Source organism: Mesorhizobium sp. AD1-1 (genome assembly GCF_020164655.1).
Classification (GTDB): Bacteria; Pseudomonadota; Alphaproteobacteria; order Rhizobiales; family Rhizobiaceae; genus Mesorhizobium; species Mesorhizobium ciceri.
In genome coordinates this window covers 707,630-730,394 of record NZ_JAIUGP010000001.1, presented here as the reverse complement: position 1 = coordinate 730,394, position 22,765 = coordinate 707,630, and the positions used below count along the sequence as shown (strand labels likewise).

At 62.5% G+C, this 22,765-nt stretch carries 20 protein-coding genes and 1 tRNA gene; 10 read left to right on the top strand and 11 right to left on the bottom strand.

All coding sequences use genetic code 11. The features are described 5' to 3' along the window. The first annotated feature begins 5 nt into the window (after positions 1–5). The 6 genes from hisD to yacG all read left to right on the top strand — a co-directional run bounded on the left by hisD (position 6) and on the right by yacG (position 3,399). Entirely contained in the window at positions 6–1,298 is a 1,293-nt protein-coding gene (gene hisD / locus LB519_RS03330; RefSeq protein WP_013530199.1) for a histidinol dehydrogenase, read from the top strand. Positions 1,299–1,304: 6 nt separating this feature from the next. Further along, a complete protein-coding gene (locus LB519_RS03325) occupies positions 1,305–1,790 on the top strand; it encodes a UPF0262 family protein (RefSeq protein ID WP_013530198.1) in 486 nt (161 codons plus the stop codon). Then, positions 1,778–2,248, top strand: a complete 471-nt coding sequence (locus LB519_RS03320) for a low molecular weight phosphatase family protein (protein WP_013530197.1) — start codon at positions 1,778–1,780, stop codon at positions 2,246–2,248. Before LB519_RS03325 ends, LB519_RS03320 begins: the two co-directional genes overlap by 13 nt. A gap of 87 nt (positions 2,249–2,335) precedes the next feature. Next, positions 2,336–2,554, top strand: coding sequence for a translation initiation factor IF-1 (gene infA / locus LB519_RS03315; protein WP_006200926.1), 219 nt, complete (start codon positions 2,336–2,338; stop codon positions 2,552–2,554). A gap of 21 nt (positions 2,555–2,575) precedes the next feature. Next, the gene (locus tag LB519_RS03310) at positions 2,576–3,205 is read left to right on the top strand and encodes a Maf-like protein (protein WP_013530196.1); all 630 of its coding nucleotides are present in this window, start codon (positions 2,576–2,578) and stop codon (positions 3,203–3,205) included. Next, positions 3,202–3,399: a DNA gyrase inhibitor YacG gene (gene yacG / locus LB519_RS03305; protein WP_013530195.1), complete on the top strand. Its 198-nt coding sequence runs from the start codon at positions 3,202–3,204 to the stop codon at positions 3,397–3,399. The genes LB519_RS03310 and yacG overlap by 4 nt, the downstream gene beginning before the upstream one ends. 5 nt (positions 3,400–3,404) lie before the next feature. Here yacG and LB519_RS03300 read toward each other — a convergent pair whose 3' ends face one another. The 6 genes from LB519_RS03300 to LB519_RS03275 all read right to left on the bottom strand — a co-directional run bounded on the left by LB519_RS03300 (position 3,405) and on the right by LB519_RS03275 (position 12,430). Continuing rightward, entirely contained in the window at positions 3,405–4,775 is a 1,371-nt protein-coding gene (locus LB519_RS03300) for an alpha-glucosidase/alpha-galactosidase (protein WP_224618678.1), read from the bottom strand. Between the two features lie 19 nt (positions 4,776–4,794). Continuing rightward, positions 4,795–6,462 carry an ABC transporter ATP-binding protein gene (locus LB519_RS03295; RefSeq protein ID WP_224618677.1) on the bottom strand — a complete coding sequence of 556 codons (1,668 nt, stop codon included), beginning with the start codon at positions 6,460–6,462 and terminating at the stop codon, positions 4,795–4,797. Positions 6,463–6,472: 10 nt separating this feature from the next. Continuing rightward, positions 6,473–7,612: an ABC transporter permease gene (locus LB519_RS03290; protein WP_064994576.1), complete on the bottom strand. Its 1,140-nt coding sequence runs from the start codon at positions 7,610–7,612 to the stop codon at positions 6,473–6,475. A gap of 1 nt (position 7,613) precedes the next feature. Continuing rightward, positions 7,614–8,621, bottom strand: coding sequence for an ABC transporter permease (locus tag LB519_RS03285; protein ID WP_013530191.1), 1,008 nt, complete (start codon positions 8,619–8,621; stop codon positions 7,614–7,616). 111 nt (positions 8,622–8,732) lie between these two features. After that, positions 8,733–10,817, bottom strand: coding sequence for an ABC transporter substrate-binding protein (locus LB519_RS03280; RefSeq protein WP_224618676.1), 2,085 nt, complete (start codon positions 10,815–10,817; stop codon positions 8,733–8,735). 146 nt (positions 10,818–10,963) lie between these two features. Then, positions 10,964–12,430: an alpha-glucosidase/alpha-galactosidase gene (locus tag LB519_RS03275; RefSeq protein WP_224618675.1), complete on the bottom strand. Its 1,467-nt coding sequence runs from the start codon at positions 12,428–12,430 to the stop codon at positions 10,964–10,966. Positions 12,431–12,676: 246 nt separating this feature from the next. On the opposite strand from LB519_RS03275, the gene LB519_RS03270 reads away from it, so the two are divergent. Next, positions 12,677–13,552, top strand: a complete 876-nt coding sequence (locus tag LB519_RS03270; RefSeq protein WP_224618674.1) for an AraC family transcriptional regulator — start codon at positions 12,677–12,679, stop codon at positions 13,550–13,552. Between the two features lie 27 nt (positions 13,553–13,579). On the opposite strand, the gene LB519_RS03265 is transcribed toward LB519_RS03270, so the two are convergent. From LB519_RS03265 to LB519_RS03245, 5 genes are all read right to left on the bottom strand, one after another. Continuing rightward, positions 13,580–15,607 carry an aldo/keto reductase gene (locus LB519_RS03265; protein WP_224618673.1) on the bottom strand — a complete coding sequence of 676 codons (2,028 nt, stop codon included), beginning with the start codon at positions 15,605–15,607 and terminating at the stop codon, positions 13,580–13,582. 35 nt (positions 15,608–15,642) lie between these two features. Beyond that, positions 15,643–16,737 (bottom strand): ABC transporter ATP-binding protein, encoded by a 1,095-nt coding sequence (locus tag LB519_RS03260; protein WP_224618671.1) that lies wholly within the window; start codon positions 16,735–16,737, stop codon positions 15,643–15,645. A gap of 8 nt (positions 16,738–16,745) precedes the next feature. Further along, the gene (locus LB519_RS03255; protein ID WP_013530185.1) at positions 16,746–17,582 is read right to left on the bottom strand and encodes a carbohydrate ABC transporter permease; all 837 of its coding nucleotides are present in this window, start codon (positions 17,580–17,582) and stop codon (positions 16,746–16,748) included. Continuing rightward, positions 17,579–18,439, bottom strand: a complete 861-nt coding sequence (locus LB519_RS03250) for a carbohydrate ABC transporter permease (protein WP_027163430.1) — start codon at positions 18,437–18,439, stop codon at positions 17,579–17,581. Before LB519_RS03250 ends, LB519_RS03255 begins: the two co-directional genes overlap by 4 nt. A gap of 207 nt (positions 18,440–18,646) precedes the next feature. After that, on the bottom strand, positions 18,647–19,918 hold the full coding sequence (locus LB519_RS03245) for an extracellular solute-binding protein (RefSeq protein WP_224618668.1): 1,272 nt from the start codon (positions 19,916–19,918) through the stop codon (positions 18,647–18,649). Between the two features lie 85 nt (positions 19,919–20,003). Between LB519_RS03245 and LB519_RS03240 the strand changes: the two genes are divergently transcribed. From LB519_RS03240 to LB519_RS03230, 3 genes are all read left to right on the top strand, one after another. Next, the gene (locus LB519_RS03240) at positions 20,004–20,897 is read left to right on the top strand and encodes a helix-turn-helix domain-containing protein (protein ID WP_224618666.1); all 894 of its coding nucleotides are present in this window, start codon (positions 20,004–20,006) and stop codon (positions 20,895–20,897) included. Positions 20,898–21,216: 319 nt separating this feature from the next. Next, positions 21,217–21,292: transfer RNA gene (locus LB519_RS03235), tRNA-Phe, on the top strand. Between the two features lie 161 nt (positions 21,293–21,453). Beyond that, positions 21,454–22,641, top strand: coding sequence for a tyrosine-type recombinase/integrase (locus LB519_RS03230; RefSeq protein ID WP_224618664.1), 1,188 nt, complete (start codon positions 21,454–21,456; stop codon positions 22,639–22,641). Positions 22,642–22,765 lie beyond the last annotated feature (124 nt).

The window sequence follows — 22,765 nt, the reverse complement described above, 5'->3', positions numbered from 1 at the left end:
GTCCGATGGCCATCACGCTTCGTCAGTCCGATGCCGATTTCGAGCAACGTTTCGCCGCCTTCCTCACGACCAAGCGGGAGGTCTCCGCCGATGTCGATGCCGCGGTGCGCGACATCATCGCGCGCGTGCGCGCCGAGGGCGACGCGGCACTGATCGACTATACGCGGAAATTCGATCGCGCCGATTTGACCGGCCTCGGCATTGCCGTGTCTAAGGAAGACATCGCAACCGCCTACGAAACGGCCGACCCAAAGACGATCGAGGCGCTGGAGTTCGCGCGCGACCGCATCCGCTCGCATCATGAACGGCAGCGGCCGAAGGACGATCGCTATACAGATGCCGCCGGCGTCGAGCTCGGCTGGCGTTGGACGGCGATCGAGGCCGTCGGGCTCTATGTGCCGGGCGGTACGGCGAGCTATCCGAGCTCGGTGCTGATGAACGCCGTGCCGGCCAGAGTGGCCGGCGTCGAGCGCATCGTCATGGTCGTGCCTGCGCCGGGCGGCATCATCAATCCGCTGGTGCTGGTGGCAGCGGACATATCAGGCGTTTCCGAAATCTACCGCGTCGGCGGCGCGCAGGCGATCGCCGCCCTCGCCTATGGCACCGAGACAATCCGGCCGGTCGCCAAGATCGTCGGCCCGGGCAATGCCTATGTCGCGGCAGCCAAGCGCCAGGTTTTCGGCACCGTCGGCATCGACATGATCGCCGGGCCGTCGGAAGTGCTTGTCGTGGCCGACGGCAGCAACGATCCGAACTGGATCGCTGCCGACCTGCTGGCCCAGGCCGAACACGACGCTTCGGCACAGTCGATCCTGGTCACCGACGATCCGGCTTTCGGCATCGCGGTCGAACAGGCGGTCGAGCGCCAGTTGCAGAGCCTGCCACGCGCTGAAACGGCAGCGGCGAGCTGGCGCGATTTTGGTGCCGTGATCCAGGTGTCGACCATCGACGCCGCGCTGCCGCTGGTCGATCGCATCGCCGCCGAACATGTCGAACTGGCCATCGACGACGCCGAGGACTTCCTGTCGCGGATGCGCAATGCCGGTGCGGTCTTTCTCGGCCGCCACACGCCGGAAGCCATCGGCGACTATGTCGGCGGCTCCAACCATGTGCTGCCGACGGCGCGCTCGGCGCGTTTCTCGTCCGGCCTGTCCGTGCTCGATTTCGTCAAGCGCACGTCGATCCTCAAGCTTGGACCGGAGCAGTTGCGTATCTTGGCGCCGGCGGCGATTGCGCTGGCCAAGGCGGAGGGTCTTGACGCGCATGGACGCTCCGTCGCCATACGGTTGAACATGTAGGCGGCGATGTCTGGCCCCGATCAAACCCGCGCCAGGCTGATCGATGTCGAACTCGATGAATCGATCGGCCGGTCAACGCCGGATGTCGAGCATGAACGCGCGGTGGCGATCTTCGACCTGATCGAGGAGAACAGTTTCCAGCCCGTCAATGACAGCGGCGACGGCCCTTACCGGCTGAAACTGTCGCTGGCCGAGCAGCGCCTGGTGTTTGCCGTTGCGCGCGAGGATGGCACCGCCGTCGTCACCCATATCCTGTCGCTGACGCCGCTCCGGCGCATCGTCAAGGATTACTACATGATCTGCGAAAGCTACTACGACGCCATCCGTTCCTCGACGCCGAGCCATATCGAGGCGATCGACATGGGCCGCCGCGGCCTGCACAATGAAGGTTCGCAGACGTTGATGGACCGGCTGTCCGGCAAGATCGACATCGACTTCGACACGGCGCGCCGGCTGTTCACGCTGGTCTGCGTGCTGCACTGGCGGGGCTAGCCCTGTCGCCCGGCGCCCTGCCCCGTTCGATCCTGTTCCTGTGCGGCATGAATGCCGTGCGCTCGCCAATGGCGGAGCAGCTGGCGCGCCGGATGCTGCCCGCCACCGTCTTTGTCGCTTCGGCCGGCGTTCGCGCCGGCGAGCGCGATCCGTTCGTCGATGCGGTGCTGGCCGAAGAAGATCTCACGCTGGGCGAGCGCCACCCAAGGACGATGGACGATCTCGAGGACGACTATTTCGACCTCATCGTCACGCTGGCACCCGAAGCGCACCACGCCGCACTCGAACTCACCCGCTCGCTCGCCGTCGAGGTCGAATATTGGCCGACGCCGGACCCGACCGACGCCGGTGGCACGCGCGAACAGATCATGGCAGCGTACCGGGACGTCCGCGAGCGGCTGAAGGTGCGCATAGGCCGACGTTTCTTGCTTCCAGAGGCAAAAAACGCGACGGATTAAGCGTGTTCACAAGCGGACGATTATCATATAGGTTCCGCCGAAATTCCGGCCAGGGTGCTGGAACTACCATCCAAGCAAAGGTATCGAATGCCGAAGGAAGAAGTCCTCGAGTTTCCGGGTGTCGTGACGGAATTGTTGCCGAACGCGATGTTCCGGGTAAAGCTCGAAAACGAACACGAAATCATCGCCCATACGGCCGGCCGCATGCGCAAGAACCGCATCCGCGTGCTGACCGGCGACAAGGTTCTGGTCGAGATGACGCCATACGACCTGACCAAGGGCCGCATCACCTATCGTTTCAAGTAAGCAAAGCCCGACTGGTCCGCGATGAGCATTTTGCAGAAGCTGGTGCTTGCCTCGGGTTCGCCGCGCCGAATCGAGCTCTTGCAGCAGGCCGGGATCGAGCCGGACCGCGTGCTGCCGGCCGATATCGACGAAACGCCGCTGCGTGCCGAGCATCCACGCTCGCTGGCCAAGCGCCTGTCGAAGGAAAAGGCCGAGAAGGCGTTCGCCTCACTGAAGACCGAAGCCGACTATGCGCCGGGTTTCGTGCTGGCCGCCGACACGGTGGTTGCCGTCGGGCGGCGCATCCTGCCCAAGGCAGAAACCCTCGACGACGCTGCCAACTGTCTCGGGCTGTTGTCGGGCCGTTCGCATCGGGTCTATTCCGGCATCTGCCTTATCACCCCGGGTGGCAAGCTGCGCCAGCGCCTGGTCGAGACGCGGGTGCGTTTCAAGCGGCTGCCGCGCGAAGAGATCGACGCCTATATCGCCTCGGGCGAATGGCGCGGCAAGGCGGGCGGCTACGCCGTCCAGGGCCTCGCCGGCGCCTTCGTCGTCAAGCTGGTCGGCTCCTACACCAACATCGTCGGGCTGCCGCTCTATGAGACCATCGCGCTGCTGAGCGGCGAAGGCTTCAAGGTGCATGGCGGCTGGCTGGCGGGAACCCGGCTGTGAATTCCGATCCCAAAGTCACGCCCTTGCGCCCAAAGCGCCCCTGTCCCGAATGCGGCAAGCCCTCGGCGCGCGACAGCTTTCCGTTCTGCTCGACGCGCTGCAAGGACATCGACCTCAATCGCTGGCTGAAGGGCGCCTATGTCATCAAGGCCCGCGATGACGAGGAAGAGACGGATCCCGACGCTCCGAAATGAGGTCGTCAGGCGGCCTCGGTCTTGCGCGCCACCCGCGCCCAGCCCGGCAGCCAGTCGCCGTGAGCGGCCAAGAGATCATCGACCAGTGACCAGATCTGGTCGAGATCGAGTTCGGCCGCGGTGTGCGGATCCATCATCGCCGCGTGGTAGATGTGCTCGCGGTTCTCGGTCATCAGAGCCCGCACCGTCAGTTCCTGCACGTTGATGTTGGTGCGGATCAGCGCGGTCAATTGCGGCGGCAGGTCGCCTATATAGGTCGGCTGGATGCCGGAGGCATCGACCAGGCACGGCACTTCGGCGGCGCAATCGCGGGGCAGCGAGGTGATGCAGCCATTGTTGCGGACATTGCCGTAGATCACCGACGGCTCGCCGGTCCAGACCGAATTCATGATCGAGGAGGCATATTCCCGGGACTGCTCTACCTCGATGCGATCGGCCGAGCGATAGGCTTCAGCCTGCCCCTTCCAGCGCTCGATCTGTTCGATGCAGCGCTTGGGATATTCATCAAGCGGGATGCCGTACTTCTCAATCAGGTCCGGGCGGCCGTCCTTAATGAAATAGGGTGTGTATTCGGCGAAATGTTCCGAGCTCTCGGTAACGAAATAGCCGAGCCTGGTCAGCATCTCGTAGCGCACCTTGTTGGGACAGCGCGGGTTCCAACCGGGCTTGGGCGCGCGGCCTTCGCGATAGGCGCGCACGAGATCTGGGTAGAGGTCGCGGTAGGAACCGTCCGGCTGGCGATGCTCGAACTTCAGATAGAACGCCATGTGGTTGATGCCGGCCGAGCGATAGCGGATCTCTTCGTAGGGAAGGTCGAGGTCTTCAGCCAGCTCCATCGCCGTGCCCTGCACCGAATGGCAGAGGCCGACCTGCCTGATCGCAGGGTATTTCTCTGCTATCGCCCAGGTGTTGATCGCCATCGGGTTGACATATTGCAGCATGATCGCCTGCGGGCAGACGGCGAGCATGTCTTCGCACACCTTCCACAGATGCGGCACGGTCCTTAAGCCCCGCATGATGCCGCCGACGCCGAGCGTGTCGGCGATCGTCTGGCGCAGGCCGTATTTCTTCGGCACCTCGAAGTCAGTGACGGTGCAGGGCTCGTAGCCGCCGATCTGGAAGGCGACGACGACGAAATCCGCGCCGGCCAGCGCCTTGCGCTGATCCGAATGGGTCTCGGTCTTCGCCTTGACGCCAAGCGTCGCGATCAGCTTGTTGACGACAATGGCGCTCTCTTCCAGCCGCTGCGGATTGATGTCCATCAGCGCGATCGTTGCGCCGGACAGCGACGGGCGCTGCAGCACGTCGCCGACAATGTTCTTCATGAACACCGTCGAGCCGGCGCCGATGAACGTGATCTTGGGATTTCTTGCCATGCTAACCTCCGGCATATGTTCAGGCCACATCGAAAGCGGCCCTGACGAGCCGTTCGGTGTAAGCGGTCTTGGGATTGGACAGGATGTCGTCGACGGGGCCCTGCTCGACGATCTTGCCGTTCTGCATGACGATCACGCGATGGCATAGCGCGCGCACCACCTTGAGGTCGTGCGAGATGAAGAGGTAGCTGAGACCGCGCTCGTCCTGCAGCTTGCGCAGGAGGTCGATGATCTGCGCCTGGACGGAGAGGTCCAGCGCCGATGTCGGCTCGTCGAGCAGGATGAATTCTGGTTCGAGCGCTATGGCGCGGGCGATCGCGATCCGTTGTCGCTGGCCGCCGGAGAATTCGTGCGGAAACCGCGACAGAATATCGCCCGGCATGCCGGCGCTGACCAGCGCGTCCCGCACCCGTTCGACCCGCTCGCGCCGCGTCGCCCCTATGCTGTTGACGATCAGCCCTTCCTCGACGATCTGGCCGATCGTCATGCGCGGGTTGAGCGAGGAGAACGGATCCTGGAAGACGATCTGCATGCGCGAGCGCAACGGCCGCATCTCGGCCCGCGACAGGCCGTGGATCGGCTTGCCGTCGAAACGGATCTCGCCGCGCTTGGCGTCGATCAACCGGAGCAGGGCCTGGCCGAAGGTGGTCTTGCCGGAGCCGGACTCGCCGACCAGCCCCAGCGTCTCATGACGACAGAGTTTCAGGCTGAGATCGTCGACGGCGACCAATTCGCGCCAGTCGGGTTTCAGAAAGGTGCCGTGGCGCAGCATGAATGAGACGCGCACGCCGCTGGCCTCGAGAATGGTGCCACAGCCCTCCGGCAGCGGCTTCGGCTGCCCATGCGGCTCTGAAGCCAGCAGCCGCCTCGTATAGGGATGCCGCGGGTCGGCGAACAGCCGTTCGGTGACGTTGTGCTCGCACATTTCGCCATGCTGCATGACATAGACGTAGTCGGAGAACTGGCGCACCACGGTGAGATCGTGGGTGATCAGGATCACCGCCATGCGCAGCTCTTTCTGCAGGCTGCGGATCAGGTTCAGGATCTGCGCCTGGACGGTGACATCGAGCGCCGTGGTCGGCTCATCGGCGATCAGCACGTCGGGATTGTTGGCCAGCGCCATGGCGATCATCACCCGCTGGCGTTGCCCGCCCGAGAGCTGATGCGGGTATTGTCTGAGCCGCGCGGCAGGATCGGGAATCTGCACGTGCTGCAGAAGTTCGAGCGCTCGCGCCCAAGCCTGTTTGCGGCTGACCTTACGATGCACCCGGATCGCCTCGACGATCTGGCTGCCGACCGTATAGATCGGGTTCAGCGAACTCATCGGCTCCTGGAAGATCATCGAGATGCGGTTGCCGCGCAGCTTGCGCCGGGCGCTCTCGGGAAATTTCAGGATGTTTTGCCCGTCATAACAGACGCTCGAGCCGGGCGACACCGTGGCGCGCCGCGACAGCAGGCCCATGACGGTGCGCGCCGTCACCGACTTGCCCGAACCGGATTCGCCGACGATGGCGATCGTCTCGCCGCGATAGAGCTGGAACGAGATGTCCTTGACCGCTTCGACGACGCCATGCTCCACCTTGAAGGCCACGGCGACGTTGCGAGCATCGATGATCGGCTGGTCCTGGCGTCCGTCATGGTCGTGACGGACGATCGGTGCGAAGGATTCGGCGAGCGCGACGGCCATTTGTGCCACCTCAATAAGGGTCGACGGCGTCACGCAGGCCGTCGCCCAGCGCGTTGAAGGCAAAGACAGTGACCAGCACGAAACCGACCGGCGACAGGATCCAGGGATAGGTGCCAATGACGGAATAGGTCGCGGTGTCCTGCAGCATCAGGCCCCACGAGATCAGCGGCGGCTTGACGGCGAAGCCGAGGAAACCGAGGAAGGATTCGAGCAGCACCACGGTCGGGATCGCCAGCGTCACGGCGACGATCACATGGCTCATCACATTGGGGAAGATGTGCTGCATAATGATGCGCCGGTCGGTGGCGCCGACCGCCATGGCGGCGCGCACATACTCGATCCGCGCCAGCGCCAGCGTCTTGCCGCGCACTTCGCGCGACATCTGCGCCCAGCCCAAGGCCGACATGACGATGATGACGAAAGCGAGGAAGACGTTGGTGGGAGCGGTGACCGGGATCAGTGTCGTCAGCGCCAGATAGAGCGGCAGCTGCGGGAAGGCGAGCACCAGTTCGACGAAGCGCTGCATCCAGACATCGAACCTGCCGCCGAAATAGCCGGAAACCATGCCGACGGTGGTGCCGATGACGGTGATGATGAAGACGACCGTCAGGGCGATCATCAGCGAGACGCGCGAGCCGTGGATGGCGCGCGACAGCACGTCACGGCCGAACTTGTCGGTGCCCAGGAAATGCACCGGCTGGCCGTCCAGCGAGCCGAACAGATGCCGGTCCGCCGGCAGCAGCCCAAACAGCTTGTAGGGCGCGCCATGCACGAAGAAACCGAGCAGCCTAGGATGATCATAGTCGGGGCCGACGACGGGCTGGAAAGTGACCGGATCGAGGTCCGCCGAATCGGCCAGCGCATAGACCCTCGGCCGTGCGGTGAAACCGCCGTCTCTGTCATGGAAGCTTGGCACCTGCGGCGGAGCGAAGCCGACATCCGTGACCTTCGGGTCCATTGGCGCGATGAATTCGGCTAATACGGCCATCACCAGCAGCAGCACGACGAGCCAGAGCCCGGCCATGCCGGTCCAGGAGCGCTTCAGCCGGCGCCAGACAAGCGCCATGTAGCTTTCGTTGCCATGCGCCGGTTTGGCGACGATGGGCCCTTCGGCAGGCAGCGGTGGAGGGGATGGATCGCGCGCCAGCATCTCAACGCTCCCCGAACTGGCGCACGCGCGGATCGAGCAGCACGAGCAGCATGTCGGCGATGATGTTGCCGACGATGAGCGTCGCCGACAGGACCATCATGAAGGTGGCAGTGACATAGACGTCGCCGACAGCCATGGAGCCGACGATCGCCGGGCCGACGGTCGGCAGTGCGAAGATGATCGCCGTCTCGATCTCGCCGGTCAGCATATAGGGCAGCACCACGCCCTGATACATGATGAGCGGATGCAGCGCGTTGGGCACGGCGTGGCGCATGACGACGGCAGCACCCGTCAGCCCCTTGGCCCTTGCCGTCTCGACATATTGCGCGTTCAGCGTATCGAGCAGATTGCCGCGCATGACGCGCATATTGTAGGCGAGGCCGCCGAAAGTGGCGATCGCCACCACCGGCCAGACATGTTTGACGAGGTCGACGAATTTGGCCCACGACCACGGCGCACCACCATATTGCGGCGAGAAGAATGAGCCGATCTCAGACACGTTGAACTGGAAGACCAGGAGATAGACGATGATCAGCGCCATCAGGAAGCGCGGCACCGTCATGCCGAGGAAGGAGATGGCCGACAGTGTCGAGTCGATCCAGGTGTATTGCCTTGTCGCCGCCCATATGCCGAATGTGATGCCCAGCACCGAGGCCAGCAGATGGCAGACCAGCGCCAGAAGGAGCGTGCGCGGCAGGCGCTCTCCGACCACATCGGCGACCGGTTTGTTGTAGTAGAGGCTGTAGCCGAAATCGCCGCGGGTGACGATGCCGACGATCCAGTTGAGATACTGCACGGGCAGCGGCTTATCGAGGCCATGCTCGATGCGATAGGCCTTTGCCTGCGCGTCGGCCTCGGCAAAGGAAGCTCCACCCTGGTTGATCGCCTGCGAGCGGATGTAGTCGGCATAGTCACCCGGCGGCGCCTGGATGATGGCAAAGGTGGCCAGGCTCAAGATGGCGAGGACCGGGATTGCCGACGCTATGCGCGTGAGCAGGAATCGCAGCATGGACGGTTCGTTTCCTTGTCTCGCCGATCGCGCCCTTGGTTGCGTCCGGAGGTTGGTTTGTCCGGCCGCGCCAGCGGCGGGGCCGGAGGTCTCTCAGTCAGGGAGGTAAACCTAATTCATCAGCCCCTTCTCTCCGGGTTTGCCGGGCAGCTCATCGGGGAACAATTCATATTTCGCCTGCTTGTCTGCGGCGACAAACACCCGTTCGCGGATGATCGAATCCTCGGCCCAGTTGAACATGAAGATCGGCGTGCCCTGCGGAATGTTCGAGAAGCGCTTGTTGACGATCAGCGCGCCGGGATATTCCGTCAGGCCGACATTGTAGACGTGCTCCGTCGAGATCTTCTGGAATTGTTTCATCAAGCTGGCGCGCTGGTCATTGTCCTGCGTGGAGACGAACTTGTTGACGATGTCGACGAGGTCCTTTTCGAACGGCATCACATCGACCTCGCCATTTTCCGGCGCACGATGGTCCCAGCTGGTGCGCGGGCCGACAGGGGCAAGCTGCACGGTGTTCTGCACCACCGAGGTCAGTTCCTGTTCGTTGCGCCGGACCAGCCAATCGAAGCGGCCGGAGTATTGCGAAGCGTCCCGCTGGGTGCCGTTGAGGCCGTTGAGCACGACCCGCAGCCCGAGCTTTTCCATCTGGGCGACGACGCCTTCGGCAAGGCTTTTGTCGGTCGTGTAGTCGTTATTGACCAGCATCACGATCTCGACATTCTTGCCGCCGGCGGTGCCGGAAGGGAAATTCACGAAGCCGTCGCCGTCCGTATCCTTGAGGCCGGCCTTGGCGAGTTCAGCCTTGGCGCCATCGAGGTCGAAGGGGTAGTAGACCGTCGAATTGCGGTCGTAGAAGCTGGTTCCTGACGACAAGCCGCCGGGATAGATGGCGGTGAACGGCCCCTTGACCAGCGAGTCGCCGAGCGCCTTGCGGTCGAGCGCCATGGTGACGGCCTTGCGGAAATCCTCGTTGCGGTTCAGCTCGCGGATCGCCTGGCCGCGTTCGTCCGGATTGCCCCAGCCATTGGCGGAAAAATTAAAGCGCAGATTGTAGCCGATGAGCCGCGGGCCGAAAGCAAGACGGGCAGGCGCGTTCGCCTCCGCCGCACGCTTCAGCGAGGCGACGAAGTTTTCCGGCTGCTCCAGATTGGAAAAATCAGCCGCGCCGGCCACCGCCTGGACGTCGCGATCGGCCCAGGTCGACAGCTTGTAGTGCAATTCGTTGAGATAGGGCAGTTGATTGCCCTTTTCGTCGACCTTCCAGTAATAGGGATTGCGGCGCATGACGATGATGTCGTCCGGCCGGTATTCGACCGGGACCCAGCCGCCCATCACCGGCATGTTCATGAATTCCGGCGGGAAGGCATTCTTGAACTGATCGTAGGTGTTCTTCGAATATTTCGGATGCTGCGGCTTCAGGATGTGCGCGGGACCAGGACAGAAGGTGCCGTAGGCCATGGCATACAGGTACTGCTTCGGGAAGGCGTCCTTGAAGGTCCATTCGACGGTGTAGTCGTCGATCTTCTTCAACGTCGTGCCGACGCCGAAGGTTTCCGGCGTGGCGCCGTTCAGCGGCGAGACGTTGGGATCGACGACCTCGTCGTCCCAGTAGAACATGACGTCGTCGGCATTGAACGGCACGCCGTCCGACCACTTCGCGCCTTCGATGAGGTGCATGGTCAGCTTGTGGCCATCGCTCGACCAATCCCAGCTCCTGGCCAGGTTCGGCAGCGGCTCGGTGTCCTTGGCCTCGACTTGGAACAGCGGGGCGGTGCGCGTCAGGCATTCGGAGAGGCCGATGTCGATGCCGCCCCAGCCTTGCGTCTGACCGGCGCCGTAGTTCCAGCCTTCCGGCCGCCCTCCGATGACGTGGCGCATCGTATCGCCATAGACGCCGATGCCGTCTTGCATATTGCCCGTCTTGAAGACCAGCGGCTCCTTCGGCAGCCTGTCTTTCACCGGCGGCAGCTTGCCGGTCTTGACGTATTTCTCGGTGACCCAGTCGGGCTCGTGATATTCGGGAAGCGCCTTGAACTCCAGAATGGAGTCGCGCGCGACATAATTGATCTTGCCTTCGGCGGGAAACGGTGTCGGCGCCGGCGGAACCGTCGGCTCGGAAGCGTATGCACTGAGTGCCGAGACCGAGACGCTCAGCGCCAGTCCGGCAGCAAAGCCGATATTGCGTAAATTCCTCACTGTCTCTCTCCCTCTTGTTGGTCCGGAGCGTTTGCACCCGCTCCGCCTCTCCTCGAATTCAAACGGCTTCGTGGCAGTGGATCCGCCTCCCATGGATCCACCATCACCGCATGAATTTCCAGCCGGCCCGTTTCAGCCGGCCCGTTTCAGCCGGCTTGCTTCAGCGCGGCTTTTTCGGCGCGCAATTCCTCGATCGAGCGAACGCTGCGCCGTGCGGCGCCCGCCCACTCGCGGGTCTTCACCTTGGATGTCGACAGCCGCTCCCTGGCGGCCGGAACCGCATGGGCGTATTGCGGCAGCCAGGCTGCCTGGGCGACGACCATTTCGTCGACCATCTGCCAAACCTCCTCCGGCGTCGAAACCGCGCCGACCAACGGGTCATGCAGCACGGCGAGCTTCAGAAGATCGATGTCGCCCGATATCGCGGCATGCACCGACATGCGCTGGACGTTGATCGAAGCGATGCAGGTGGCGGCGCAGGCCTCCGGCAACGTGATGCCGGCGGCCATGTTGATGCCGAAACGGTCGACGAAGCCCGGCGACTCGATGATGGCATCCTGCGGCAGGTTGGTGATCACCCCATTGTTCTTGACGTTGAAGTGGCCGCGATAGATCCGGTTGGTCTCCAGCGCCTCCAATATGTGGCTGGCATGCTCGTTGGAGCGTTTCTCGCGGTCGATCGGCTTGGACGCCGCTTCGAGGAACTGCGGATATTCCGTCTCGAACCAGTTGCGGGTTTCGGTGGAGTAGCGGAGATAGCCGCCGGTCTCGCCGTGAATCCAGTCGGACATATCGATCCAGCGCGTGATCTCGTCGGGACGCTTGCGGTACCAGGGCAGATATTCGGAAAGATGGCCGTTGCTTTCGGTCGAATAGACGCCGAAGCGCTTCAGGACGTCGATGCGCAGCTTCTCCTGCCTGGAATAGACCGGATGCGCCTCGAAAGCGGCCACCAGTTCATCCTTGCCAATGGGGCGGCCGTTGAGGCGCAGGTCGATGAACCAGGTCTGGTGGTTGATGCCGGAACAGACATAGTCGAGCTCCTGCGTGGACTTCGCGCCAAGCACCTCGGCGATCTGTTCGGCGCCGTGCTGGACGCCGTGACAGAGCCCGACAGTGTCGACCTTGCCGTATTCGATCGCCGCCCAGGTGTTCATCGCCATCGGGTTGGCGTAGTTCAGGAATTTGACGTTCGTCTCGGCGACCTCGCGTATGTCCTTGCAGAAATCCAGGATCACCGGAATGTTGCGCTGGCCATAGAGAATGCCGCCAGCGCAGATCGTATCGCCGACGCACTGGTCGATGCCGTATTTCAAGGGAATGCGGATATCGTCGGCGTAGGCTTCGAGGCCGCCGACCCGCACGCAGCTGATGACGTAGCGAGCGCCTTCGAGCGCCTTGCGGCGGTCTGTGGTCGCCGTCACCCTGGTCGGCAACCTGTTCGCCTCGACGATCCTATCGAGGATCGCCTTGATCATCTGAAGATTGTGCTCGCTGACGTCGGTCAGCGCGAATTCGATGTCCTTGAATTCGGGCACGCACAGGATGTCGGTGAACAATTTCTTGGTGAAGCCGACGCTGCCGGCACCGATGATAGCGATTTTGAAACTCATCAGCCGCACCTCATTCCATTTCGAATTGCAGGCAAGGAATGACAATGGAGGCTGTAGCCACATGCCGCGACATGTATGCAGGACAAGCCGGAATCCGGCTCGCCAACCTCCCTGTCCGCTCCTTGACTGCGGATCTCTCTCGCTTTTCGATGGGGATTATGCGCTTATTCGCGAGCGCGACCAGAGAAGGATTATGCTTTCAGGGGTAATTTTGTGCTGCATGATTTGATAGAACACGGACAGTCCATGCGCACGATCTCGCTGCCGCGCGGCCGCCAGCGCCTGCACGCCATGCCGACGAGCACGGGCTACGAAGTGCGCGAGGACGAAATCTACGACTGGGACGGCCGCAAGCGCGGTCAGACACCGTTCACCGTGCTCCAGCACACGATCAGCGGGACTGGCCGGCTGCGCTACGAAAACCGCAACTACCGCTTGCAGAAGAACGACACATTGCTGGTGCTGGTGCCGCACAACCACCGCTACTGGCTGGCTGGAGATGAGCGCTGGGAATATTTCTGGATTTCGATGAACGGCGAGGAAGCGCTGCGCATCCACAAGTCGATCCTCAGCGTCTCGGGTCCTGTATTTCGGCTGCAGCCGGCGACAATCGATCATCTTGCCGATTGCAGCTTGCGCCTGATCAAAGGCGCCGCTTCGCCGGGTGCTGCTTCCGCGATAGCCTACGAGGCTGCGATGGCGCTCTATGACGATGTCTTCGGTTCCCATGCCTTCGCCGAAAAACTAAGCGCCATGCAGCCGGTCATCGATCACATCAACGCCAATCTCGACAAGCCGCTGCCGGTGGCGGACCTGGTCCAGATCAGCGGCCTCAGCCGAGCCCATTTCTCACGCTGTCTCGCCGAGAGCGAAGGCCTGCCTCCGGCCGAGTTCGTGCTGCAGCAGCGCCTGCAACGCGCGGCGAAGCTGCTGACCAAAGCGGATTTTTTGCCGGTGAAGGAGGTCGCCATCCTATGCGGCTTCGAGGAAGCGAACTATTTTTCAAAGGTCTTCCGCCGCTGCTACGGCATCACACCGAGCCAGTTCCGCACCACAGGCATGTACGCGAATTTGCGGACTCCGGCCAGGCGCGGCGTCAGGGCGTTCGATGACGAGGCCTGACGCCGCCACGGTTAAACAGGCAGCCAACTAGGCAGCGCGCAGGCTGCCGCCGTCCAGCCATTCGAGATCGGCTTGCGAAAGCGTGATGTCGAGAGCGCGCAGGCTGTCGTCCAGTTCATCCAACGTGCGTGGCCCGATCAGCGGGATGGAGGGGAAGGGCTGAGCGAGCACATAGGCCAGCGCAATATGGATCGGGCTCTTACCCAGTCTCGCGGCAAGTTCGATCGCCCGGTCGCGGCGGCCGAAATTCCGCTCGGAGTACCAGACCCGCACCAGCTCCTCATTGTCTTGCTTGTCGCGACCCGCCCGATCGGTGAAGAAGCCGCGCCCCTGGCTCGACCAGGCGAAATTCGGCATCTGCCTGGATGTCAGCCAGGCCTTCCAGACATCCGTGGAGGACGTGACGCAGCCAGCCCAGATCGGCTCCAGCATTTCGGCCAGCGAGAAATTGTTGGACAGCGCACCGGGCTTTTGCTTGCCGGTGCGTTCGGCGTAGGCAGTTGCCTCATCCATGCGTTCCATCGTCCAGTTCGAACCGCCGAACGGGCCGCGGATGCGGCCGGCCTTGACCTCGCGATCCATCGCATCGACGAATTCGCCGACCGGCACATCCGGATTGTCGCGGTGCATGAAGTAGACATCGACATGATCGGTCTGCAGGCGTTCGAGCGTCTGGTCGAGCTGCTTGCCGATCACATCGGGATAGCACAGCGGCGAGTGCGCGCCCTTGGCGATGACCACCGATTGCGCGCGCACGCCACGGTTTTTCAACCATTCGCCAAGCAGCTTCTCGGTATAGCCGCCGCCATAGACATAGCCGGTATCGAAGAGATTGCCGCCGGCCTCGAAAAAGGCATCGAGCAGGATCGAACCTGAGGAAAACGTACGGAAATCCTCGAAGCCGAGCGCCACCACCGATGCCGGTTTCGACAGGCCAGGAATGGTGCGCTTGGCGACCGCCGTGCCGCCGGACAGCAGCGGCCGGCCGGAGATGGTGTTGGTGCGTTGCTCGGCCTTCTCGATCCCGTATTCGAGGCCGGCTGCCGCCCGCCATTTGTCCAGCACACGCAAGGTGCCGAGGCTTTCCGCCCACGCCATGCCCGGCCAGGCGAATTCTTGGCCGCCGGCGAGGATCGCCTCGCCGGCTGCGTCGACCTCGAAGGAATACACATGGCGCTTCTCGTCGACGCTGATGGTCTGGCGCGTACCATCGGAGGCGATGACGTCTATCCGGCCGAGACCGACATCGCGGTTGCCGCCGGCGAACCAGAAGTCCGGCACTTCGATGCGGCCCTTAGTGCCCAGGATGCGCAGGACATTGTCCTGGCTGAGCGAGATGCTGCAGGAGACTTCAGCGACAATGCCACCGGGGAAATGCAGCAGCGCGGAGGCCCATTCGTCGACGCCGGACTGGCCCAGATGGGCGGTGCCGACCACCTTGTCTGGCTCGCTGAAGGGCTTTCCGACGGCCGCACCGGCAATCAGCCGGACCATCGAGACGGGATAGCCGCCGACATCGAGAATACCGCCGCCGGCGAGATCGTTGGCATAGAGCCGGTGCTGCGGCATGAAGCCCGGCATGGCGAAACCGAAGCTCGACTTGATCATCCTGATCTCGCCGATGACGCCGGACCTGATCAGATCCACCAGCTTCTTGGTCTGCGGGTGCAACCGGTACATGAAGGCTTCGCCGAGGAATGTGCCGGCCTTGCGCGCGGCATGCATCATGGCGTCGGCCTCGAAGGCGGTCAGCGCCAGCGGCTTTTCGCACAGCACATGCTTTCCGGCCTCGGCCGCCTTGATCGCCCATTGCGCATGGCCTGGATGCGGTATCGAAATGTAGACGGCGTCGATGTCGGGGTCGGCGAGCAGCGCGTCGTAGCCGTCGAGGATACGGGCACCGGGAAAACGCTCGGCAAGCCCCGGCTTGGCGGGATTGCGTGCGCCGATGGCGACCAGCTTGCCGGTGTCCGAAGCGGCCACGCCACCGGCAAAGGACTGGGCGATGCTGCCCGGGCCGAGAATGCCCCAGCGAATGGGCGTGGTTGCGGTCATTGTCATTCTCCTTGAAGGCTGGAAAGGGCTGGCGGTCAGCGCAGCCGCAGTCCTTTTTCGTCGAACAGGTAGGATTTGCGGATGGAAACGGTGATCTCGGACGTGTCAGGGACCTTTGCCGCGTCGCGCTGGATCACCACGTCGTCACCGTTGGCCGTTCTGGCATAGAGGAAACTTGTGCCGCCCAGGTGCTCGATCACGTCGATGGCAACCACAAGGTCGGCGTCGCCTTCTCCGGCATTGCCGAAATGTTCGGGCCGCACACCGACAATGACCTTGCTGCCGATTTTTGGGCTGCCTATTTCGGGCGCAGTGCCAGTCAGCGGTTGCGTGATGCGGGTCTTCTCCTGGCCCGCCAGTTCGACCACGACGCCAGGTGCATCGTGCCCGACAACCCGGCCTTTGATGAAATTCATCTTCGGCGAGCCGACAAAGCCGGCGACGAACTGATTGTCGGGGTTGTCGTAGAGATCGAGTGGCCGGCCGATCTGCTCGATATGGCCGGCGCGCATCACGACGATCCTGTCGGCGAGCGTCATCGCCTCGGTCTGGTCGTGGGTGACATAGATCATTGTCGTGCCCAGTTCCTTGTGGAGCCGGGAGATCTCGACGCGCATCTGGACGCGCAATTCGGCGTCCAGATTGGAGAGCGGCTCATCGAACAGGAACACCTGCGGTTCGCGCACGATGGCGCGGCCGATGGCGACGCGCTGGCGCTGACCGCCTGAGAGTTTTTTCGGGCGTCTGTCCATCAGTTCGCTGATGCGCAGGATCTCGGCCGCCCGTTTCACCCGCCGTTCGGTGTCGGCTTTTGGATTGCCGGTCATGCGCAGGCCGAAAGAGAGGTTCTGTTCGACGCTCATATGCGGATACAGCGCGTAGGACTGGAACACCATGGCGATGCCGCGGTCGGCCGCCTCGACATCATTGACCACCTTGCCGTCGATGGCGATTTCGCCGCCGCTGATGTCCTCGAGCCCGGCGATCATCCTGAGCAGCGTCGATTTTCCGCAGCCGGAGGGGCCGACGAAGACGACGAACTCGCCGTCCTTGATGTCCATGCTGGCGCCATGGACAACCTCGAAGACGCCGAAGCGCTTGACGACATTGGTGAGCGTGACCGTTGCCATGCTGCCCCTTACTTGACCGCGCCGGCGGCAATGCCGGCGATGAAATGGCGCTGCAGCAGCACGAAGACGACCAGCATCGGCACCGTCAGCATTACGGCGCCCGCCATGATGCCGCCCCATGACACCTTGGTGAGGCCGATCAGCGTGCCGAGCGCCACCGGCGCCGTCATCGAACCAGGCTGGCTGTTGATCAAAAGCGGCCACAGATAATTGTTCCAGGAGGCGAGGAACAGGATGATGGCGAGTGCGGCCAGCATCGGCCGCGCCAAAGGCAGCGCGACAAAGAGGAAGATGCGCCACTCCTTCACGCCCTCGACGCGCGCCGCATCGAAGAGGTCGTCCGGCATCATCGAAAAACTCTGCCGCATGAACAGCACGCCGAGCGAATTGAACAGCGGCGGAACGATCAGCGCCACCCAGGTGTTGGCGAGCTTGAAGTCGCGCGCCACCATGATGAACTGCGGGATCAGCACGACCGCATAGGGCAGCGTTATGGTGCCCAGTATGATGGCGACAACCGCGCCCTTGCCGAAGAACTGGTATCGGGCCAGCGCCCAGCCGGCCATCGACGTCAGCAGCACCGACAGGATGGTGTAGGTCACCGCCACCGAGACCGAAATGCCGATGGCGCCGACGAAGTTCGTGTCGCGCTGCAGATTGTTGAAATTGTCGATGAAATTGCCGTGCGGCAAAAGCTCGATGCCGGGGCTGAAGATGCCGTTGTCGGGCATGGTCGAGAACACCACCATCATCCACAGCGGAAACAGCCAGATCAGCGCCAGCGGCGTCAGGAACAGATGCAGAGCGATGCTGCGTCCCAGCCTGGCGGAGGAGCGCGAACTCATTTCGGTTCCCTCGTCAGCCACAGCTGCGCCAGCGTGATGGCGATCGCCAGCCCGGCCATGGTGTAGGCGACGGCCGAGGCGTAGCCGAAGTTGAGCGACCGAAAGCCCTGGCGGTAAAGCAGCAGGCCAAGCGTCTCCGTGCCGCCGCCCGGCCCGCCGCGCTCGGTGATCAGGAAGGGCTCGGTGAACAGCTGCATGGTGCCGATGATCGACAGCACGAGACAGAACACGATGACCGGCTTCAGCAGCGGCAGCGTGATGTAGAAGAACTGCTTGAGCTTGCTGACGCGGTCGAGCGTCGCCGCCTCGTAGACGTCTTCGGGAATGGACTGCATGCCGGCGAGCAGGATGATGGCGTTGTAACCGGCCCAGCGCCAGGTCACCGCGATCATGATCAGCGCCATCGCCGGCGCGACGTTGGAGAACCAGTCGATCTTGGGCAGGCCGACGCTGTTCAGGAGCTTGTTGATGATGCCGAAATCGAGGTTGAACATCAGCCGGAACACCGCCGAATAGGCAACCTCGCCGACCACGACCGGGGCGAAGAAGGCGAAGCGGTAGAGGCCACGCGCCTTCAAGAGCGGCGAGTTCAACAGCACCGCCATGACGAGCGCCAGCGAGATCATCACCGGCACCTGGATGACCAGGATGAGCAGCGTGTTCTTCAGGGCGTTGAAGAAGGCCGGATCGCCGATCAACCGGCCCCAGTTGAAGCTCGGCGCGAACCGCCACGGCACGGTGCGCGTCGCCTGGAAGGAAATCATGAAGGAGCTGATGATCGGCCACACCCAGAAGATCGCGAAGATCAGCAGATAGGGCGTGAGGAAGCGATAGGCCGTGGCGTTACGATTGCGCATCTTGCTCCTCCTTCTACCGCTTGTTGTTTCACGCCGTCGCCTGGGTCTTCCCTTCTCCCCTTGTGGGAGAAGGTGTCGCCGAAGGCGACGGATGAGGGGGTGTTCCGGGGAACGCAAACGTCTCACTCCGCTGGAGCACCCGTCATCCGTCTCGGCGCTATCGCGCCGATCCACCTTCTCCCACAAGGGGAGAAGGAGAAGCGGTGATCAAGATTTGACGGGCAGTCCGGTCGCCGCCGCGATCTGGCTTGCGGCATCGTCGAGCGCCGCCTTGGCGTCCGGATAGCCGCCGGCCAGATACTTGGTCTGCACGGCGCGGACGATGATTTCGGCGTCGCTCTGGAACTGCGTGCCGCGGCTCGGAACAACTTTCGGCAAGGTGCCGAGAATGTCCTTCCATACCGCCTGGCCGCCCCAGTAAGACAAGCCTTGCGCGACATAGGGATCGTCGAGCGCCGAGACCAGGGACGGTACCAGGCCGAACTCCTTCAGCATCGTGATCTGGCCTTCATTGGTTCCGAGCGTGTATTTCAGATAGGCGTAGGCAGCCTCCTTGTTCTTGGAAGCCGAGGTGATGGCCAGCGAGGACCCGCCGAGATTGGCGGCGCGCGGCCCGTCGGCGGTGAGGCTCGGCATCAGATAGACGCCCCATTTGCCGTTTTCGCCGGCAGATTCGGTGCGAATGGTGCCCTCATACCAGCCGCCATAGATCTGGGTGGCGACGGTGCCGGCGGTGTTGTTGGTGATCTTGGTGCCCCAGTCGGCCGACGAGATGATGCCGGCGTCCTTCATCTCCTTGACCTTGGTCATGGCATCGACGCATTTGGGCTGGTTGACCGTGATCGATTGTCCGTCCTCGGAGAAATAGGCGCAGCCCTGTTCGTTGGAGATCATGCGGAAGAATTCCGAGTCGCCGTTGAAATCGGCATTGGTCATCGAGACGCCAGGATTGGCGGACTGGATTTTCTTGCCGGCGGCGATGAAATCGTCCCAGGTCTTGATCGAAGCCGGATCGACGCCGGCCTTTTCGTAGAAGTCGCGGCGATAAAAGGCGGCCACCGGGCCGGAATCCCACGGCATCGCGTAGGCCTTGTCGCCCACTTCCAACTCGGTGCGCTTGAAATCGGGGAATTTTTTCTGGTCGTCGGCTGTGTAACCGAGCGTATGCAGGTCGACGAAGCAGTCGGGGAACTGGCTCCAGTAATTCTCGGCCTCGCCGTTCTCGATGGTGACGACATCAGGCAGCCCGACGCCGCCGGCGGCGCAGCCGGCGATCGACTTGTCGTAAGTCGGCTGGTTGCCGAGATCCTGGACCGTGACCTTGACGTCGGGAAATTGCTTGTTGAAGCCGGCAATGGTCGCTTTCAGCGATGAAGCCGCGACATTCCAGCTCCAGATGGTGATTTCGCCGGATTGCGCGAAGGCCGGGGCTGAGCCCAGGGCAAGCGCGAGCGCGGCGCAGGTCATTGTGATGCGCATTGAAATCCTCCCATTTCATTTGCTCTCTCACTGTGAGCGTGGCTAGACTATGCACCGGGCAAGGCCTGTCGCCGTCAAAGGGAATATGAAATTGGCGGAAAGTAAGATGCCTGAACGGCCGTTCTACCAGCCTGGGGCCAGCAGCGTGGAAGGCCTGCCGCTGCTCCTGCAGATGTTTCACACCAATCCGTTGGTGATGCTCAAGCCGCATTGGCACGCCCAAGTCGAGGTTAATTTCATCGTGCGCGGCAGCGTGCATTACCGCATGAACGACCACGAGATTTCGCTTTCGGCCGGCGAGATGTGCCTGTTCTGGGGTGGCCTGCCGCACCAGATGGACGATTTGTCCGACGACGCCATCTATGCCGGAGCGCATCTGCCGCTGGTGCATTTCTTCCGGCTGCACCTGCCCACGGATATAAGGCACCGGCTGATGACGGGCGCAACACTGGTGACATCAGCCACCGACCAGTCCGACAACCATAATTTCGAGCGCTGGAACCGCTACGCCCGGTCCGGCGACCAGGCCAAGGCCGAACATGCCGTCAACGAATTGCTGCTGCGGCTGGAGCGAGTGCGGTTCGAGCCCTATCGGCTGGTATCCGCAACTCCGACCGACCAGGAAACAGGCAGCCCCTTCGACCAGCAATCGTCGCGGAATGTCGGACGCATGTGCGATTTCATCGCCGAAAACTTCCTCTATGACATCGATTGCGTGAACATCGCCGCGGCGGCCGACATCCATCCCAAATACGCCATGAGCCTGTTCAAGAAATCCACCGGCATGACGCTCAACGAGTATGTGAGCCTGTTGCGGCTGAGCTATGCGCAGGCGCTTTTGATGCATCAGGACGCCAATGTGCTGCGTGTCGCCATGGATTCGGGTTTCGGCTCGCTCAGCGCCTTCAACAAGTCGTTCCGCAAGCTCGCCGGCATGTCGCCTTCCGATTTTCGCCGCGGCGTGACCGGCGCCAGATAGGCGATGGCGACTTGCGGGCGCCCAGTGCCGCGAGCATTGCTGCGCCTCGACCGCCGGCTAAAAGACATGTCACGGCGTTTCAGCCTGCAATAGCGGCACGGACAAGAATGGCGAAGGCCGGATCGTGCCATGCCGTGCGCCATTCCGGCCTGCAAGCAGCATGGAAACCGGGGCACCGCACGGCATCGCTTTTCCTGCCTGAAATCGCCACCTAGGCGCTGGACAGGCCGAATTCCCGTGCTATAACCCACGCGCTTTCAAGGGGCGCCCACGGCGCCTCGATGAATTCCGGCCTGCGAGTTTTCGTTTGCCGGAACAGGCCCAGATAGCTCAGTTGGTAGAGCAGCGGACTGAAAATCCGCGTGTCGGTGGTTCGAATCCGCCTCTGGGCACCATTTCACTTTCCCATCGCTTCCCACGACGTCTCACCATTCGATAGAAATCAATGACTTAGCCTAGTTTGGCGGTTTATGGTGACCCACCGCGTACCGTTGCAACGCATCGGTTTGTGGGTAACGATTTAGGCGTTACCCATTACCCGGGAGGTCCGTTACCCATGTCTCTCTCCGACTTCGCCTGCAAGAACGCTAAGCCTAAAGACAAGCCGTTTCGTCTTGCTGATGGCGACGGGCTTTATCTCCTCGTCCGGAACAACGGCTCCAAACTCTGGCAACTGCGGTACCGCTACCTGGAGAAGGAAAATATCCTCTCCTTTGGAAAATACCCGCTGGTGTCACTTCTCGACGCGAGAGGAAAGCGCGACGACGCCAAGAGGCTGTTGATCGCCGGCATCAACCCCTCCACCAAACGCAAAGAGGAGAAGACTGCCGCCATCACGGAAGCACGCACCACCTTCGCCTTGGTCGCGGAGGAGTATGTCACGCGGATGGAGGAACGGGACGCTGCGGCGGCTACCATCACCAAAACCAAATGGCTCCTGGGAGATCTAGCCGGCCCACTCGCCAAGCGCCCCATCAACGAGATCACTCCAGCCGAAATTTTCCAACTCCTCCAGAAGATCGAAAGGAGTGGTCGAAGAGAGACAGCGCGGCGTTTACGCGGCGTAATAGGCAGCGTCTTCCGCTTGGCCATTGTCACCTTACGGGCAGAGGCCGACCCAACCCTACACCTCCGGGGCGCTCTCCAGCCGCCGAAAGTCAACGGTCGTGCCGCTATCACCGATGAAAAGAAGTTCGGCAAGCTCCTGATGACGGTCGACGAATACGACGGCTGGCCAACCATCAAAGCCGCCCTCCAGTTTCTTGCCCTCACCTGTGTCCGCCCCGGCGAAGTACGGGGCGCCACGCGCGACGAGTTCGACCGAAAGAAGGCCGTCTGGCATATTCCGGCCGAGCGCATGAAGATGCGTGCTCCGCACGACGTGCCACTGTCCAAACAGGCGCTTTCGGTCTTGGAAGAGGTCTGGCAGCTTTCAGAGGACGGCGGCCTAGTCTTTCCTTCGATCCGCTCCACAAAACGGCCGCTTTCCGAGAACGCCATGAACGCTGCGCTACGACGTATGGGCTACGGAAAGGACGAAGTGACCGCACATGGTTTCCGGGTGACCGCCAGCACCATCCTCAACGCCCGCGACTACGATCCAGACGTGATTGAAGCTGTCCTGGCGCACCAGGACAAGAACGCCATCCGGCGGACCTACAACCGCGCGACCTATTGGGAGCAGCGGGTGACGCTGATGCAGGAGTGGGGAGATTTACTAGACGCACTCAAGGTGGGCCGTTAGTTTTGTCCGCGTTGCGCGGCAGGGCCGCTGTTTCCGGGCTGGCGTGATCACCGTCGGCATAATCACTAAAGCTATTCACTTAGCGGCAACCTAGAGTTTGGGCTCGGGGCTCTTGGGCTAGCCA